Annotated in this window: 16 protein-coding genes; 8 read left to right on the top strand and 8 right to left on the bottom strand. The window is 71.6% G+C overall.

Going from position 1 to position 14,817, the window contains the following annotated elements; all coding sequences use genetic code 11:
- Positions 1-8: 8 nt before the first annotated feature.
- Positions 9-407 carry a hypothetical protein gene (locus tag ACYVIH_RS00780; protein WP_460864851.1) on the bottom strand — a complete coding sequence of 133 codons (399 nt, stop codon included), beginning with the start codon at positions 405-407 and terminating at the stop codon, positions 9-11.
- A gap of 342 nt (positions 408-749) precedes the next feature.
- Here ACYVIH_RS00780 and ACYVIH_RS00775 point away from each other — a divergent pair, with 342 nt between their 5' ends.
- Entirely contained in the window at positions 750-1,001 is a 252-nt protein-coding gene (locus tag ACYVIH_RS00775; RefSeq protein WP_221025332.1) for a WhiB family transcriptional regulator, read from the top strand.
- Positions 1,002-1,037: 36 nt separating this feature from the next.
- Here the strand turns inward: ACYVIH_RS00775 and ACYVIH_RS00770 are convergent, their stop codons facing one another.
- A complete protein-coding gene (locus ACYVIH_RS00770) occupies positions 1,038-2,507 on the bottom strand; it encodes a sensor histidine kinase (RefSeq protein ID WP_460864849.1) in 1,470 nt (489 codons plus the stop codon).
- Positions 2,508-2,576: 69 nt separating this feature from the next.
- Here ACYVIH_RS00770 and ACYVIH_RS00765 point away from each other — a divergent pair, with 69 nt between their 5' ends.
- The 3 genes from ACYVIH_RS00765 (at position 2,577) to ACYVIH_RS00755 (ending at position 5,720) form a co-directional block, all read left to right on the top strand.
- Positions 2,577-3,428, top strand: coding sequence for a DUF2785 domain-containing protein (locus tag ACYVIH_RS00765; RefSeq protein WP_460864846.1), 852 nt, complete (start codon positions 2,577-2,579; stop codon positions 3,426-3,428).
- A 61-nt stretch (positions 3,429-3,489) separates the two neighbouring features.
- A complete protein-coding gene (locus tag ACYVIH_RS00760; protein ID WP_460864844.1) occupies positions 3,490-5,211 on the top strand; it encodes an acetolactate synthase in 1,722 nt (573 codons plus the stop codon).
- Complete coding sequence (locus ACYVIH_RS00755) at positions 5,211-5,720, top strand: GNAT family N-acetyltransferase (RefSeq protein WP_460864841.1); 510 nt, start codon at positions 5,211-5,213, stop codon at positions 5,718-5,720. The genes ACYVIH_RS00760 and ACYVIH_RS00755 overlap by 1 nt, the downstream gene beginning before the upstream one ends.
- On the opposite strand, the gene ACYVIH_RS00750 is transcribed toward ACYVIH_RS00755, so the two are convergent.
- Positions 5,698-6,090, bottom strand: a complete 393-nt coding sequence (locus tag ACYVIH_RS00750) for a thioesterase family protein (protein WP_460864839.1) — start codon at positions 6,088-6,090, stop codon at positions 5,698-5,700. The two genes, ACYVIH_RS00755 and ACYVIH_RS00750, sit on opposite strands and share 23 nt — an antisense overlap.
- Before the next feature lie 113 nt (positions 6,091-6,203).
- Between ACYVIH_RS00750 and ACYVIH_RS00745 the strand changes: the two genes are divergently transcribed.
- A complete protein-coding gene (locus tag ACYVIH_RS00745) occupies positions 6,204-6,278 on the top strand; it encodes a 50S ribosomal protein bL37 (protein WP_369759046.1) in 75 nt (24 codons plus the stop codon).
- Positions 6,279-6,376: 98 nt separating this feature from the next.
- On the opposite strand, the gene rsrA is transcribed toward ACYVIH_RS00745, so the two are convergent.
- From rsrA to ACYVIH_RS00720, 5 genes are all read right to left on the bottom strand, one after another.
- Positions 6,377-6,652: a mycothiol system anti-sigma-R factor gene (gene rsrA, locus ACYVIH_RS00740; protein ID WP_460864836.1), complete on the bottom strand. Its 276-nt coding sequence runs from the start codon at positions 6,650-6,652 to the stop codon at positions 6,377-6,379.
- On the bottom strand, positions 6,649-7,281 hold the full coding sequence (locus ACYVIH_RS00735; RefSeq protein ID WP_460864832.1) for a sigma-70 family RNA polymerase sigma factor: 633 nt from the start codon (positions 7,279-7,281) through the stop codon (positions 6,649-6,651). Before ACYVIH_RS00735 ends, rsrA begins: the two co-directional genes overlap by 4 nt.
- Before the next feature lie 124 nt (positions 7,282-7,405).
- Positions 7,406-8,053, bottom strand: coding sequence for an alpha/beta hydrolase family protein (locus ACYVIH_RS00730; protein ID WP_460864830.1), 648 nt, complete (start codon positions 8,051-8,053; stop codon positions 7,406-7,408).
- Positions 8,054-8,060: 7 nt separating this feature from the next.
- The gene (locus ACYVIH_RS00725) at positions 8,061-8,840 is read right to left on the bottom strand and encodes an SOS response-associated peptidase (RefSeq protein ID WP_460864827.1); all 780 of its coding nucleotides are present in this window, start codon (positions 8,838-8,840) and stop codon (positions 8,061-8,063) included.
- A gap of 63 nt (positions 8,841-8,903) precedes the next feature.
- Positions 8,904-9,482, bottom strand: coding sequence for a hypothetical protein (locus ACYVIH_RS00720; RefSeq protein ID WP_460864825.1), 579 nt, complete (start codon positions 9,480-9,482; stop codon positions 8,904-8,906).
- Positions 9,483-9,902: 420 nt separating this feature from the next.
- On the opposite strand from ACYVIH_RS00720, the gene ACYVIH_RS00715 reads away from it, so the two are divergent.
- From ACYVIH_RS00715 to ACYVIH_RS00705, 3 genes are all read left to right on the top strand, one after another.
- On the top strand, positions 9,903-12,521 hold the full coding sequence (locus ACYVIH_RS00715) for a sigma-70 family RNA polymerase sigma factor (protein WP_460864821.1): 2,619 nt from the start codon (positions 9,903-9,905) through the stop codon (positions 12,519-12,521).
- Between the two features lie 277 nt (positions 12,522-12,798).
- The gene (gene aspS, locus ACYVIH_RS00710) at positions 12,799-14,088 is read left to right on the top strand and encodes an aspartate--tRNA(Asn) ligase (protein WP_460864819.1); all 1,290 of its coding nucleotides are present in this window, start codon (positions 12,799-12,801) and stop codon (positions 14,086-14,088) included.
- Positions 14,089-14,193: 105 nt separating this feature from the next.
- The gene (locus ACYVIH_RS00705; protein WP_460864817.1) at positions 14,194-14,715 is read left to right on the top strand and encodes a DoxX family protein; all 522 of its coding nucleotides are present in this window, start codon (positions 14,194-14,196) and stop codon (positions 14,713-14,715) included.
- The last annotated feature ends 102 nt before the right edge of the window (positions 14,716-14,817 follow it).

Below are 14,817 nucleotides of genomic sequence, written 5' to 3'. Positions count from 1 at the left end.
TCGCGGGTTCAGCCGTCCGTGAGCGCGTCGAGCGACTCGGGGTGGAAGACCCCAGCCAGCACGACGGCCGCGACGAGCGCCAGGCCGACCGCCACCCAGGTCGTCTCGCCGCCCCAGAAGCTCCAGGCCACCGCGAGCTGGATCAGCTGGGCGAGCACGATCGGTGCGCGCGCCCACGAGTGGAGGCGGGAGACCGCCCACGCGCACACCGCCAGGCCGGCCCCGTAGAGCGCGAAGAAGAGTGCCGTGGTGAGACCCATCGCGAGCTTGGCCGACTCCGCCGAGGCCAGCTCCGCGACCGCGAGCACCACGAAGACCAGAGCCTCCACCCCGGCCAGGGATGCGGCCACGGTCAGCGGCGCGGGTCGACGGGTGGAGGGCGGGACGTCGGGTGCGGCTGGGGTCACGGCGTCTGAGCCTACGCCAGGGCAGGTACGTACCAGTTCTCGGCCGCGTGCGCGGTGCAGTCGCCGAATTTCACGCTTGTGACCAAAGTGACCTCGTGAAGGGGTTGCCTGCACTGGGTTCTCTTGCAACGATCGAGGGCGTCACCGGGCAGAGGGCCGGACACTGCCTGCCCGAGACTGGGGACCCGGTGACCACCACCCGACCAGGATCAGCCGACTGGCCGGTCCATGTCGGACTTCGTGCATGTGTTCACAAACAGTGAGGCACATGCACGACGCACGAGAAGGACCTGACCGCCCACCCCGCGGCCAGGCCACGCACAAGCTAAGGAGTCGTCGCCCGTGGATTGGCGCCACCGCTCTGCCTGCCTCGATGAGGACCCAGAGCTGTTCTTCCCGATCGGCAACACCGGTCCGGCCATCCTCCAGATCGAGGAGGCCAAGCAGGTGTGCCGACGCTGCGAGGTGCGCGAGCAGTGCCTTGCGTGGGCGCTCGAGGCGGGCCAGGACCATGGCGTCTGGGGCGGCATGAGCGAGGACGAGCGCCGGGCGCTGAAGCGCCGCAACGCGCGCGCGAAGGTCCGCACCGCCTGAGACCGTGGGGCTCCGGGCGGTCCCCAGCCGCCGGGGTCAGTGCACCGGCACGTCGAAGGCGACCTTGGTGCCGCCTCCGTGACGCGGACCCATCTCGAGGACCCCGTCGAGCTCTGACTCCACGAGGGTGCGCACGATCGACAGGCCCAGGTTGGTCGAGCCGTCGAGGTCGAACCCCTCCGGCAGGCCGCGCCCGTTGTCCTCGACCTGCACGTGCAGCCGGCCCACCAGCCGCTGCGCGGTCACCTCGATCCGGGCCGGCTCGGTCATCGGTTCGGTGAAGGCGTGCTCCAGCGCGTTCTGCAGCAGCTCGGTGAGCACCATCGCCAAGGGGGTCGCGGTCTCCGCGGGCAGGCTGCCGAAGCTGCCGACCCTGGAGGTCTGCACCTCGGGGCCCTGGGAGGCCACCTCGGCGACCATCAGCCGCAGCCGGTCGGCGACCTCGTCGAAGGAGACCTCCTCCTCGAAGGTCTGGCTCAGCGTCTCGTGCACGATGGCGATCGACCCGACCCGGCGTACCGCCTCCTCCAGCGCCATCCTCGCGGCCGGCTCGTGCATCCGACGGGCCTGGAGACGCAGCAGCGCCGCGACCGTCTGGAGGTTGTTCTTCACCCGGTGGTGGATCTCCCGGATCGTGGCGTCCTTGGTGACCAGCTCGCGGTCGCGGCGGCGCAGGTCGGTCACGTCGCGGAGCAGCACCAGCGCCCCGATGTGCTCCCCCGTCGGGCGCAACGGGATCGACCGCACGATCAGCGTCGCATCGGCGTTGCCGACCTCGGTGTCCAGCGGTCGCTTGCCCGAGAGCACCGAGCTGAGCGTCTCCTCGTCGGGCCGGTGCCGCGGCGGGACCAGGGCCCGGGTGATCTCGGCGAGGTCGAGCCCGGTGAGGTCACCGGTGAGCCCGAGCTTGCGGTAGACCGACAGCGCGTTGGGGCTGGCGTAGGTGACCCGGCCGCCGGCGTCGATGCGCACGAACCCGTCGCCCACCCGGGGCGAGTCGACGTGGTCGGAGCGCTGGCCCGGGAACGGGAAGTGCCCGTTGCTGATCATCTGGGTCAGGTCCGTGGCGGTCTGCAGGTAGGCCAGCTCCAGGCGGCTGGGGGTGCGTACGCCGAGCAGGTTGGTGTTGCGGCCCACCACCGCGATGATCCGGTCCCGGTGGCGCACCGGGATCGCCTCCACGCGCACCGGGATGTCGTCGCGCCACTCCGGATCGCCTTCCCGGGCAACCCGCTGGTGCTGGTAGGCCGAGTCCAGCAGTGGCCGCCGGCCGGTCGGGATGAACGCACCGACGAGGTCGTCGACGTACGCCGTCGGGCCGGTCGTCGGACGCATCTGGGCGCCGGCCCAGAAGCCCTTCCCCTCGTGGTCGGGCAGCCAGAGCACGAGGTCGGCGAAGGACAGGTCGGCGATGATCTGCCAGTCGGCCATGAGCAGGTTGAGCCACGCCAGGTCGTCCTCGTCGAGGTCGGTGTGAGCCTGGGCGAGGTCGTTGAGCGTGGGCACGCGCCAAGCGTAGGCGAGAGGCTGTCACCCGCTCGGCGGTCCGCCCCGGGCAGTGGCAGGATGGGGGGCATGGTGTCGACGTTCTGGGAACAGGTGAGGGCCAACGGCCTCAAGGTCCCCGACGACCGGCCCCTCTCCGAGCTGACCGCGGAGCTCACCACGATGCTGGGCGACCCCGATCCCGCGGTCCGCGACGGCATCGCCTACCCGACCCTGGCCACCTGGATCGGCGGCGGCGTCTACGACGACCTGCTCGAGGGCCTCGGAGACGGGATGGCCTCGGGCCTGGCCGTGGGCCTCGGCGAGAACGGCACCGACACCGTGTTCCGTCGCAGCTTCTCGGTGCTCGTGCTCGCCGAGTGCATCGAGCGCGACAACACCGCCCACCTCGTGCCGTCGGAGACGGTGCTGTCGTGGGGCGACCGGATCGCGGGCTGGTTCGTCCGTGAGCAGGACCTGCGCGGCTTCGTGCCCGGCAAGGGGTGGGCCCATGCCGTCGCCCACGGCGCCGACGCCATCGCCTCGCTCGCCGTCGCCGAGTCGATGCAGCGGCTGGAGCTGACCGTGCTGCTCGACGTGATCGCCGACCGGCTGCTGCTGCCCACCACCCACCACCTGGTGCACGGCGAGGTCGACCGGCTGGCGCGAGCCACCATGCGGATCCTGCGCCGCGACCTGGTCGGGCTCGACGTCCTCGAGCCGTGGCTGGCGCGGCTGGGCCAGAGCGCCCGCGCGCACGGCATGGGGGACACCGACCCGTACCTCGTGACGGGCAACGTCCAGGGGTTCCTGCGCGCCCTGCACCTCCAGCTCGCGCTCGCGCCGCAGCCGCCCGCAGCCCGGCCCGACCTGCTGCTCAGCGTGATGGACCGGCTGCGCGACTCCAACCCGGACTACCTCTCCCCACACGCGCGGGCCTGAGCCGGACTCTCTGGGGGCGGCACCGCAGCGACACGGTGTACCGCCGGGTAACATGCGTCGCATGACCGACGTCACACAGACCGAGCAGGCCGCCGACGCGGCAGGGACCAGCACCGCGGACGGAGCGCCGGACGGCCTCACCGACGGTCACGGGGGCGAGCACGCCGTCGCGGTCGCCGCCGCCCACGGCGTCGACACCATGTTCACGCTGTCGGGGGCGCACGTATTCCCGATGTACGACGGCGCGGTGCACGCCGAGCCGCCGATGCGGCTGCTCGACGTACGCCACGAGCAGACCGCCGTCTTCGCCGCCGAGGCACTCGGCAAGCTCACCCGCACCCCTGGCCTGGCCGTGCTGACCGCCGGCCCCGGGGTGACCAACGGCGTCAGCGCGATCACCCAGGCCTCCTTCAGCGGTTCGCCGCTCGTGGTCATCGGTGGTCGGGCGCCGGCGAACCGGTGGGGCACCGGCAGCCTCCAGGAGTTCGACCACCCCGCGGTGCTCTCCCCGGTCACGAAGTCCGCCCGCACGCTGCACACGGTCGGTGACGTCGCGCAGGGCGTGCACGAGGCGTTCGAGCTGGCCGCCTCCCCGCACCGCGGGCCGACGTTCGTCGACATCCCGATGGACGAGTTCTTCAACCGGGCCGCTGTCGAGCGCCCGGTCCCGGCGGCCCGCCGCCGCGTCGAGCCGGACTCCGAGGCGATCTCGGAGATCGGCGCCCTGCTCGCCGAGGCCAGGCGCCCGGTCATCGTGCTGGGCACCGACGTGTGGGCCGACGGCGCGGAGCAGGCCGCGCTCCGGCTGGTCGAGGAGGCCGGGCTCCCGGCGATCACCAACGGCATGGGCCGCGGAGTGGTCCCCGGCGGACACCCGCTGCTGATGACCAAGGCCCGCGGCGCCGCCCTCGGCACCAGCGACCTGGTGATCGTGGTCGGCACACCGCTGGACTTCCGGCTCGGCTACGGCGTCTTCGGCGGCAAGGACGGCGCCCCGCCGGCGAAGGTGGTCCACATCGCAGACTCGGAGGGGCAGCTGTCACAGCACGCCGATCTCGCCGCGTCGGCCGCCGGCGACCTGACGATGGCGCTGGAGGGCATCCAGGCCGCGCTCGAGCAGCAGCTGCGCAAGCCGGACTGGGCGGCGTGGGTCCAGGAGCTGCAGGCGAAGGTCGCCGCCGCGGTGGAGCGCGACAACGCGCTGCTGACCGCCGAGGCCGACCCGATCCACCCGGCGCGGATCTACGGCGAGCTGCTCCCCCGGCTGGCCGAGGACGCGATCGTCATCGGTGACGGCGGCGACTTCGTCTCCTTCGCCGGCAAGTACGTCGAGCCCAAGCGGCCCGGCGGCTGGCTGGACCCCGGGCCGTTCGGCTGCCTGGGCGCGGGACTGGGTGCCGCGATCGCGGCCCGGATCGCCCGGCCCTCGGCGCAGGTGGTCCTGCTGTTCGGTGACGGCGCGGCCGGGATGTCGCTGATGGACGTGGACACCCTGGTGCGGCACAACCTGCCGGTCGTGATGGTCGTCGGCAACAACTCCGCGTGGGGCCTGGAGAAGCAGCCGATGCAGATGCTCTACGGCTACGACGTGGTCGCCGACCTCGCGCCGCAGACCCGCTACGACGAGGTCGTCAAGGCGCTCGGCGGCGGGGGCGAGACGGTCACCGACCCGCGGCAGATCGGCCCGGCGCTCGACCGGGCGTTCGCCGCCAACGTGCCCTACCTGGTCAACGTGATCACCGACGTCGACGCGGCCTACCCGCGCAACACCTTCGGGGTCTGATGTCGCTGGTCATCCGGCCCGCGCACGACACCGAGCTCGGGGCCGTCGGCGAGCTGACGTTCGCCGCGTACGACGCCGACGGGTTCATCTCCGACGAGAGCGACTACGCCGACGAGCTCCGCGACGCCGCCCAGCGCGCCCGTGAGGCGGAGCTCTACGTCGCCCTCGACGAGGACGGCGCCTTGGTCGGCACGGTGACGTTCTGCCCCGAGGGCTCGGCCTACCGCGAGGTGGCCGGCCCCGGGGAGGGCGAGTTCCGGATGTTGGCGGTGGACCCGGCCGCACGACGCCGGGGCGTCGCGGAGGCGCTGGTCCGGATGTGCGTCGAGCGCTCCGAGGAGCTCGGCTACGGCGCCCTGGTGCTCAGCAGCATGCCGACCCAACAGGCCGCCCACCGGCTCTACACGCGGATCGGTTTCCGCCGGACGCCGGAGCTGGACTGGAAACCGGTCCCCCAGGTGGACCTGCTGGCGTTCCGGCTCGACCTCAGCCCGGCTGCGGCCGGCTGAGCCGCGCCAGGAACCGCTCCCGGTCCACGACCACCCGGGTCACCTCGCCGGTGCCGACGACCCTGCCGTCGGAGAGGTTGCTCGCCGCGACCGAGAACCGCACCAGGCGGCCGTCGACGTACGCCACGCTCGCCTCCACCTGCACCTGCTCGCCGACCGCGCTGGCCGCGAGGTGCTCCAGCGACACGCGGGTGCCGACACTGGTGGTCGCCCCGTCGAGGGAGTCCTCGATCGCCGCGCACGTGGCCGCCTCACACCACGCGAGCAGGCGGGGTGTGCCCAGGACCGCCAGGTCCCCCGACCCCACGGCCGCCGCCGTGTCGCCCTCGGTGACCTCGAACCGCAGCTGTGCCGACTGCCCGATCTCCATGGGCCCATCCTGCCCGGCCGGCACGCCCCGATTGGCAGCAGGGGGCGGTTCTTTGCGACAATGGCCCCGACCCACGACCGACCTGGCGTGGGTCCCGCGTTGAGGAGGACACCATGGGTAAGACCGGCCGCAAGCGCCGCGCCCGCAAGAAGAAGGGCGCCAACCACGGTAAGCGCCCCAACGCCTGAGCACAGGCGTTTCTTGCGCGCCAGCCGCGCACACACGAGAAAGACCCCGGCCTCAACGGCACGGGGTCTTTGTCGTCTCGCGGGCTGGGCTCGGGGGCTCAGCCGTTGTCGATGTGGATGTCGACCTGGACCTCACGGATCCGCAGCAGCACCCGCTCCCGGAGGTTCTCGGGGGCGTGCTCGGCGCAGGACCGCTGGACCAGCGACTTCACGGTGCGCTCGAGGTTGTACTTCTCCAGACACGGCCCGCACTCGTGAAGGTGCTGCTCGATCTCGCTGCAGTCGGCGCTGTCGAGCTCGTTGTCGATGAAGAAGAAGATCCGCTGCAGGATCTCCGAACAGTGCGCGTCGTGCGACTCGTCGAAGACACTCACTGGGCACCCCCGGTGGAGTCCGTGCCCGCGGGCAGCAGGCCCCGGTCACGCACGTAGTCCTCGAGCATCTCGCGGAGCTGGCGGCGTCCACGGTGGAGTCGCGACATCACGGTGCCGATCGGCGTGTCCATGATCTCGGCGATCTCCTTGTAGGGGAATCCCTCGACGTCGGCGAGGTACACCGCGAGCCGGAAGTCCTCGGGCAGCTTCTGCAGGGCTTCCTTGACGTCGCTGTCGGGCAGGTGCTCGAGAGCCTCCATCTCGGCGGACTTCAGCCCCGTGGAGGTGTGCGACTCGGCGCGGTGCAGCTGCCAGTCCTCGATGTCCTCGCTCATCGACTGCAGCGGCTCACGCTGCTTCTTGCGGTAGGAGTTGATGAACGTGTTGGTGAGGATCCGGTACAGCCACGCCTTGAGGTTCGTGCCGTGCTTGTACTGGTGGAACGCGGCGTACGCCTTGGCGAACGTCTCCTGGACCAGGTCCTCGGCGTCCTGCGGGTTGCGCGTCATGCGCATCGCCGCCGAGTAGAGCTGGTCCAGATAGGGCATGGCGTCGCGCTCGAAGCGCGCCGAGCGCTGCTCCGCGGTCTCCGGCACGTCCGGGTCCGGCTGGGTGGTTGAGTCTGTCATCGCCTCCCAGCCTACCGGCAGGGGATGAGACCACTCGTCGGCGAGAGATCCGGCGGAGGGAAGCGTGGCCAGCACGGGGGCTCCCTTCACGAGTTGGGGGTGAGCGTCTGGCAGGCAGAACACCTCAGTGCTCGGTTCGATTCCCCACGATCTCGCGGACCACCCACTCCAGGGTGGCCTCCACGATGATGCCGAGCGCGTCCTCCTGGCTGACCTCTCCGCGTTTGGGGACCTTGAAGCCGTGGTCGGCCAGGGGTACGACGGTCAGGTCCACGTCCTCCGGGAACTCCTCGGGCCTGCCGAAGGCGTCCCGCTCCCCCTGCACCACCAGGGCCGGCATGTCGGGGGCCTCCAGCTCGGCGAGCCGGGACCGCTCCGGCTTGCCCGGCGGGTGCAACGGAAAGGCGAGGGCGAGCAGCCCGTCGGCGTGCAGCGCGTCGGCACACCGGGCGGCGGCACGGGCTCCGGCGCTCCGACCGCCGACGACCCGCGGGGTCCGTGGACGCAGCGCGGAGGCCACCGCCAGGAAGCACTCGTCGAGCACCGCAGGGCGTGGGGCGAGCTTCTTGCCGGCGACCCGCCAGGGCATCTCGAGCAGCTCCACGGTGACCCCCAGCCGGGGCAGCTCGGCGGCAAGCGCCTGCAGGTCACGGGCGTCGATGCCCCCGCCCGCGCCGTGGGTGAGCAGCACGGTCGCCACCGGCTCGGCGGCGCGGTGCACCTCGAGCCGGGCGTCGCCGTGAGGGGTGGCCATGGTGCGCGTCTTGCTCATCGCTCGATCATGCCGGGAGGTCAGGCTCGACGGGGAGCGGTTCGACCAGCTCGGGGCCGTTGTTCTTGACGTTGTTGACCGCGGTGGAGACCGGGTAGGCCTCCAGCCTTCCCGGTGCCGCCGGCACGAGCAGGCCGTGGAGCAGCTCCTGGTCGGACACCGTCGGGTCGAGCCAGGCGGCGTACTTGTCGGGCTCGACCAGCAGCGGCATCCGGTCGTGGATGCGCCCGAGCTCGTCCTCGGCGTCGGTCGTGAGGATCGTGCAGGTCCAGCGGAACCGGTCCGGGTCGTCCTCGGCCTTGGTGGGGTCGCGCCAGATCTCGTACAGCCCGGCCATCGCCAGCACCGAACCGTCGGGGTGATGGATGAAGAACGGCTGCTTGCGGGGCTTCTTCCTGGTGCCGCCGGGGCTGTCGTCGGCCTCCTGCTCCCCCGGGGTGTACCACTCGTAGTAGCCGTCGGCGGGCAGCAGGCAGCGCCGCGCGGCGAACGCCCGCCGGAAGGCCGGCTTCTCCGCGACGGTCTCCACGCGTGCGTTGATCAGCCGGTTGCCGATCGCCGGGTCCTTCGCCCACGACGGGACCAGCCCCCAGGTCACCACCCGCAGCTGCCGTTGGGCGGGGCGGTCCTTGTCCTTCGAGGGCGGGCGGGTGAGGACGGCGTACACCTCTTTGGTGGGGGCGACGTTGTAGTCGGCCGGCAGCGACTTCGGCACCTCGGCCTGCTCGACCTCGAACTCCTCGACGAGGTCCTCGGGACGTCTGCTGGAGGCGTATCGACCACACACGACGCCCAGGCTAGTTCGTGGCGCCCCCCACGGTCGTCACGACCCGGCCCGGGCGTCGTGCGGTCAGCGCGCGAGCTCGTCGAGCAGCTGCGCGGCCGACAGCGGCGCCGGCGGCAGCCCCTCGATCCACACCCGCACGTCGGTGCGTCCGAGGTCGAGATCGGCGATCAGCTCGCGAAGCATCGCGACCTGGGCGCCGAGGTGCGGTGCCCGGCGCACGACGGCGGTCAGCCGGTCCACGCCGAGCCGGGAGACGGTCTCCCCACCGGAGAACACCGCCCGCACCATCCCGGTCACCTGCACGAGCCGGATGACCCGGTTGAACTGGTGCTCGCCCCGGGTCGAGGTGTCCACCGGGGACATCTCGACGATGACCAGCGCGTGGCCCGCCGAGACCGGTTCCCCGGTCTGCTCGGCCTCCCGGTAGAGCTCGTCGACCCGGGTCCGCAGGTGGGCGAAGCTGGTCAGCCCGGTCAGCGGGTCCTCGCAGGAGAGCCCGTGCAGGAACTCCAGGGTCGCCTCGCTCCACGCGACGCTGAGCGCCTCGACGGACGCGAAGTCCGGCTCGATGCCGAGCACCACCTCGAAGGTCGTGCGCAGCCCGTCCAGTGCCTCACCCAGGGCGGCACCGTCACGGGCCACGGCACGACCAACCACGGCGCATGCCGGCCGTGTGTCCGAGGCGGATGCGAGGGCCTCCCCTACTGCCTCGAACCGCGGAGGCATCGCCTGCCGCAGGTCCGGGGGCAGGTCCCGCCCCGCATCCTCGACCTCCGGTGCCGGGCGTCGGCGACCGAACGATGTGAATGACGCCATCGATCCGTCTCCTTCCCCCCGGCACCGACCCCCGTGGCCGGTCTGCTGATGAGACGGGGCCGCCGGCCGGCCATGACGCGAAACCGCAGAACTTTTTTCAGCCGGCGTACGACACGGGCCCTTGCCTCGAAAAGGTGAAAAATCGGACTTGCGCAGGCCGGAGCGCACCACGAGGTCTATCGTGATCGGAGGGGTGGGGACCTTGAAGAGCGTCACCTAGGCGGGAGGGGGGTCGTTGCACCAGTCATGACCGAGCTGCTCAGCGGCGTCGACGCGCCCAGCGACGCCGAGCTGATCTCCGCCGTCCGGGGTGGCGACGTCGCCGCCTACGGCGAACTGTTCAGCCGCCACGTCGAGGCTGCCCGTCGCCTGGGCCGCCAGCTGGTCCGCGGGACCGACGTGGACGACCTGGTCTCCGACGCCTTCGCCAAGACCCTCCAGGTCCTCCAGAACGGCGGCGGTCCCGACGTCGCGTTCCGTGCCTACCTGCTCACGTCGGTACGCCGCCTGCACGTGGACCGGATCCGAGCCTCGAAGCGGGTCCAGCCGTCCGATGACATGACCGAGTTCGACGACGGGATCCCCTTCCAGGACACCGCGGTCGCGAGCTTCGAGAACGGCGCCGCCGCCAAGGCGTTCGCCTCACTGCCCGAACGCTGGCAGCTGGTGCTGTGGCACCTCGAGGTGGAGGGTCAGAAGCCCGCCGACATCGCTCCCCTGCTCGGGATGAGTCCCAACTCCGTGTCGGCGCTGGCCTACCGGGCTCGCGAAGGTCTGCGCCAGGCGTTCCTGACGATGCACCTCGCCGACAGCGCCACCGAGCAGTGCCGCTGGACCAACGAGCACCTCGGGGCCTTCGTCCGCTCCGGCCTGTCCAAGCGCGACACGACCAAGGTTCAGTCCCACCTCGACGAGTGCCGGCGCTGCACCGCGATGTACCTCGAGCTCAACGAGGTCAACTCCAACCTCGCCGGCATCATCGCGCCGCTCCTGCTCGGTGCCGCGGCGGCGGGCTACGTCTCCTCCGCCGGTGCCGGCGCGACCGGCCTCGCCGCGGTCTTCGGCCGGATCCGCGACGCGCTCACCGGCAACACCGGCGGCGGCAGTGGTGCGGCCACCACCACCTCCACCGGCGGTGTCGCCTCCGGAGGCGCCGCTTCCGGTGGTGCCGCCGCCGCGACAGGTGCTGCGGGTGCTGCCGGTGCAGCCGCGAGCGGCGCCGCCGTGGCCGCCGGAAGCGCTGTGACGCTGGGCGGCATCCTGACCGTGGGCGGCGCGATCGCCGCCGGCGTCGCGGTCGTGACCACCGCCGCGTTCGTGGTCGGCGGTGGCGGCGACAAGGAGACGGTCACCGGGGCCGACCGGCCTGCCGTCGTGCAGACCCCGACCGGCGCAGCGGCACCCAGCGAGCTCGACACCTCGGGCACCGGTCCGGAAGCCTCCGAAGGCCCCAGCTCGGCGCCCTCCGACGAGGCCACGGTCGACTACGTGGTCCCCGACCCGGGCACCGCGTCCGTCGACCCGGCCGCCACGACGGACACGCCCCCGAGCTCCTCGCCGCAGGACGTGGCTCCTCCTCCCGCCCCGGCTCCCGCTGACCCCGCGCCAGGCGCGCCGGCTCCGAACGACCCGGCCCCGAACGACCCGCCCGCGGACGAGCCCGGTCCGGCACCTGCCGAGCCGACCTCGGAGCCCACCACCGAGCCGACGGCTGAACCGACGGCCGAGCCGACCAGCGAGCCCAGCACCGACCCGACCACCAAGCCGACGGCTTTGCCGTCGTCTGCGCCCACCACGGTGGCACCCCCGCCGCCACCCTCGCCCGAGCCCAGCAGCACCACCACTCCCCCTCCTGGTCCGCTCACGCTCACCGTCAGCAACAGCCGGGTCGAGTCCTCAGAGCTGCGCTTCACACTGGCGGGCGACCCGGTGCTCCCGGTCGAGTTCACCGTGCGGCTTACCTCGCCTGCGGACGCCGCCTTCATCGGCGCCAACGGTGGGCCCTGCTTCGGCTCGGATACCCAAGTCACCTGCCACACGCTCGACCCGACCAGCGCGGGAAGCGCCGGGATGCCGTCTGCCGCGACCACCGGCAGCTTCGAGGCGGCCATCCCGATCGACGCTCCGTCCGGACAGCCCGTCCTGTTCTCGATCAGCGCCGTCGGCTACTCCTCGTCCGATGAGACGTTCTCCGCAAGTCCGGAGTCTCAGCCTGAACCGGCAACGCCGAAGATCTCGTTCGGCGAGCCGTACGGCGACGAGGACTTCCGCTTCCTTGCAGTGACCATCGAGAACCTGCCTGCGGGCACAGAACCTGACATCCACCTCGTTGGCGAGACGCACGCCGAGCTCCAGAAGATCGAGGTCGACCCCGATTCCGGTGAGTACCTTTTGCGAGTGCACATGCCTCCGGGGCACGGTGTCGAAACAGTCACGGTGGAGGTCCGGGTCGGCGAGGTGGCCAGGTCCAAGAGCTTCGTCATGGGCCGGCAGCCCCCCAGTGAGGAACCCACCGAGGACCCTGACGAGACCGAGATCCCCGACCCGGGCGAGGTGGAGGGACCGCAAGAGCCCACCATCCGGTTCGATCCCTGGATCGGGCACGGAGCTTTCTGGACGCTCTGGGTCCGCATCGATGACGTGCCCGAGGGCGTCGAGCCGCAGTTCGCGCTGCTCGGCGCGGACGAAGCTGAACTCCGCAACATCGAGTGGGGGTGGCAGCCCGGCAAATACCTCGCCGTCATCCACATGCCACTGGGGAAGTGCCAGGAGACGGTTCGGCTCCAGGTCAGCGTCCCCACGACCGACAGCACCACCACTGCCACGTCCGACGAGCAGGCCGTCGGGAGGGACTGCAACCGCTGAGCGACGTGGCAGCCACGCCGGCCATATCGACGTGCGGCGACGGCGCTGACCGCCGTACACTCTCCGCACTGCGTTGACGGAGACGAGTAGCCGCCGACCGGTGGAGCACAGAGAGCCGCCCGAAGTGCTGAGAGGGCGGAGTCCACCCCGGCGTCGAAGACACTCCCGAGCATGCACGACCAATGAGGCCGGCCCGGCTCGGGCCGGCGAAGGTGTGGTGGCACAGCGAAACACCCCGTCGCCCACACCTCCTGGGGCTCCCCTAGGAGGTGAAGAGATGCAACGCACCCTGACCGCACAGCTACCGTCCACCGCGCCGGGCACCCGGGTCCGCGTCGAAGGCTGGACCCACCGACGACGCACCCTGGCGACCGTCACGTTCCTGATCCTGCGCGACCGCACCGGCCTTGCCCAGGTGGTGGTGAAAGACCCCGACACCGTGGCCCAGGTCGCCGCTCTCGGCGAGGAGACGGTGGTCTCCGTCGAGGCGAGCCTGGTCGAGAACCCCTCGGCGCCCGGCGGCGTCGAGCTCGTCGAGCCCATGATCACACCGCTCTCGGACCCGGCCGAGACACCGCCCGTCGAGCTGTGGCGCCCGACCGTCTCGGCCGGTCTGCCCACGCTCCTCGACAACGCACCGGTGACGCTGCGTCACCCGCGCAGCAAGGCGATCTGGCAGCTCGCCTCGGCCAGCATGCAGGGGTTCCGGCGTGCGCTCACCGCGGAGGGGTTCACCGAGATCGCGACCCCGAAGATCGTCGGCACCAGCACCGAGTCGGGGGCGAACGTGTTCACCGTCGACTACTTCGGCGAGAAGGCCTACCTCGCGCAGTCCCCGCAGCTGTACAAGCAGACGCTGGTCGGAGTGTTCGAGCGGGTCTTCGAGGTCGGCCCGGTGTTCCGCGCGGAGCCGCACGACACGGTCCGACACATCGCGGAGTACGTCTCCCTCGACGCCGAGCTCGGGTTCATCGAGGACCACCGGGACGTGCTCGTCGTGCTGCGCACCGCGATCGCAGGGATGCTCGAGGCGATCAGCGAGCTCGCCGGACCCGCGCTGGAGACGCTCGGCGTGGAGCTTCCCACGGTGCCGAAGGAGATCCCGGTGGTCCACTTCGCCGAGGCGCTCGCGCTGGTCGGCGCCCCGGCCGACGAGCCCGACCTCGCGCCCGCGCACGAGCGGCAGCTGAGCGCGTGGGCACGCCGCGAGCACGGCAGCGACTTCCTCGCCGTCGAGGGCTACCCGATGCGCAAGCGGCCGTTCTACACCCACCCGCAGCCCGACGACCCGCGCTGGTCGAACTCCTTCGACCTGCTCTTCCGCGGGCTGGAGCTGACCACCGGCGGGCAGCGGCTGCACCGCTACTCCGACTACCGTGCCGCGCTCGCGTCGAGTGGGCAGTCGCAGGAGCCGTACGCCGGGTACCTCCAGGCGTTCCGCCACGGCATGCCGCCGCACGGCGGGTTCGCGATCGGCCTCGAGCGCTGGGTGGCACGGCTGACCGGTGCGGAGAACATCCGAGAGGCGCGGCTGTTCCCCCGCGACCTGCACCGGCTGGCTCCCTGAGGCAGCCTCCGGGGGTGGTACGGCGGTCGCGCGACCGCCGTACCACCCCTCGGGGACCGTCCTGGCCGGGAGCGTGATCTGGCAGCGATCGGGTATGAATGGACCATGACCGTCACGAGAATGATCGCCCGCCCGATGCTCGCCTCGATGTTCGTCATCGGCGGGGTGAACTCCCTCAAGAACGCCGAGTGGGCTGCTCAGGCCGCCAGGCCGGTCACCGACAAGATGGTGCCGGCCCTGCAACGGGTCATGCCGAGCGCACCCAGCGACCCCAAGACCTGGGTGAAGATCAACGCCGCGACGCACATCGTCGCCGGCCTCGGGCTCGCCACCGGCCGGGCACCGCGTCTGTCCGCCCTGGCGCTCGCGGCGACGGTCACCCCGACCACGATCGCCGGGCACCCGTTCTGGCAGGAGAGCGACCCGCAGGCCAAGGCCGAGCAGAAGACCCACTTCTTCAAGAACCTCTCGATGCTCGGCGGGCTGCTGATCGCCGCCGCCGACACCGACGGCCGGCCCGGGCTCGCCTGGCGCGCGAAGCACGCCGCCGCCGACGTCCGCCGCGAGGCCAAGCACGTGCGCAAGGCCGCCAAGCGCGAGGCGAAGCTCGCGCGCAAGAGCATCTGACCTGACCCGCTCTCGCGCAGGCACATCCCGAGGAGCCAGGAATCCCCGGTCACCACAGTCATGCCCGCCGGGCCGGGCGTGAGCACGACAACGCACCCGCGA

The organism is Nocardioides pakistanensis, assembly GCF_054781215.1.
Note: the sequence above shows the minus strand (reverse complement) of the source record. Positions and strands in the feature narration are given on the sequence as shown.

Excerpts from the sequence above, each read along its gene's own strand:
- ACYVIH_RS00765 (WP_460864846.1), top strand. The coding sequence starts at position 2,577 with ATGGTGTCGACGTTCTGGGAACAGGTGAGGGCCAACGGCCTCAAGGTC.
- ACYVIH_RS00760 (WP_460864844.1), top strand. The coding sequence starts at position 3,490 with ATGACCGACGTCACACAGACCGAGCAGGCCGCCGACGCGGCAGGGACC.
- ACYVIH_RS00755 (WP_460864841.1), top strand. The coding sequence starts at position 5,211 with ATGTCGCTGGTCATCCGGCCCGCGCACGACACCGAGCTCGGGGCCGTC.
- ACYVIH_RS00750 (WP_460864839.1), bottom strand. The coding sequence starts at position 6,090 with ATGGAGATCGGGCAGTCGGCACAGCTGCGGTTCGAGGTCACCGAGGGC.
- ACYVIH_RS00735 (WP_460864832.1), bottom strand. The coding sequence starts at position 7,281 with ATGACAGACTCAACCACCCAGCCGGACCCGGACGTGCCGGAGACCGCG.
- ACYVIH_RS00730 (WP_460864830.1), bottom strand. The coding sequence starts at position 8,053 with ATGAGCAAGACGCGCACCATGGCCACCCCTCACGGCGACGCCCGGCTC.
- ACYVIH_RS00715 (WP_460864821.1), top strand. The coding sequence starts at position 9,903 with ATGACCGAGCTGCTCAGCGGCGTCGACGCGCCCAGCGACGCCGAGCTG.
- aspS (WP_460864819.1), top strand. The coding sequence starts at position 12,799 with ATGCAACGCACCCTGACCGCACAGCTACCGTCCACCGCGCCGGGCACC.
- ACYVIH_RS00705 (WP_460864817.1), top strand. The coding sequence starts at position 14,194 with ATGACCGTCACGAGAATGATCGCCCGCCCGATGCTCGCCTCGATGTTC.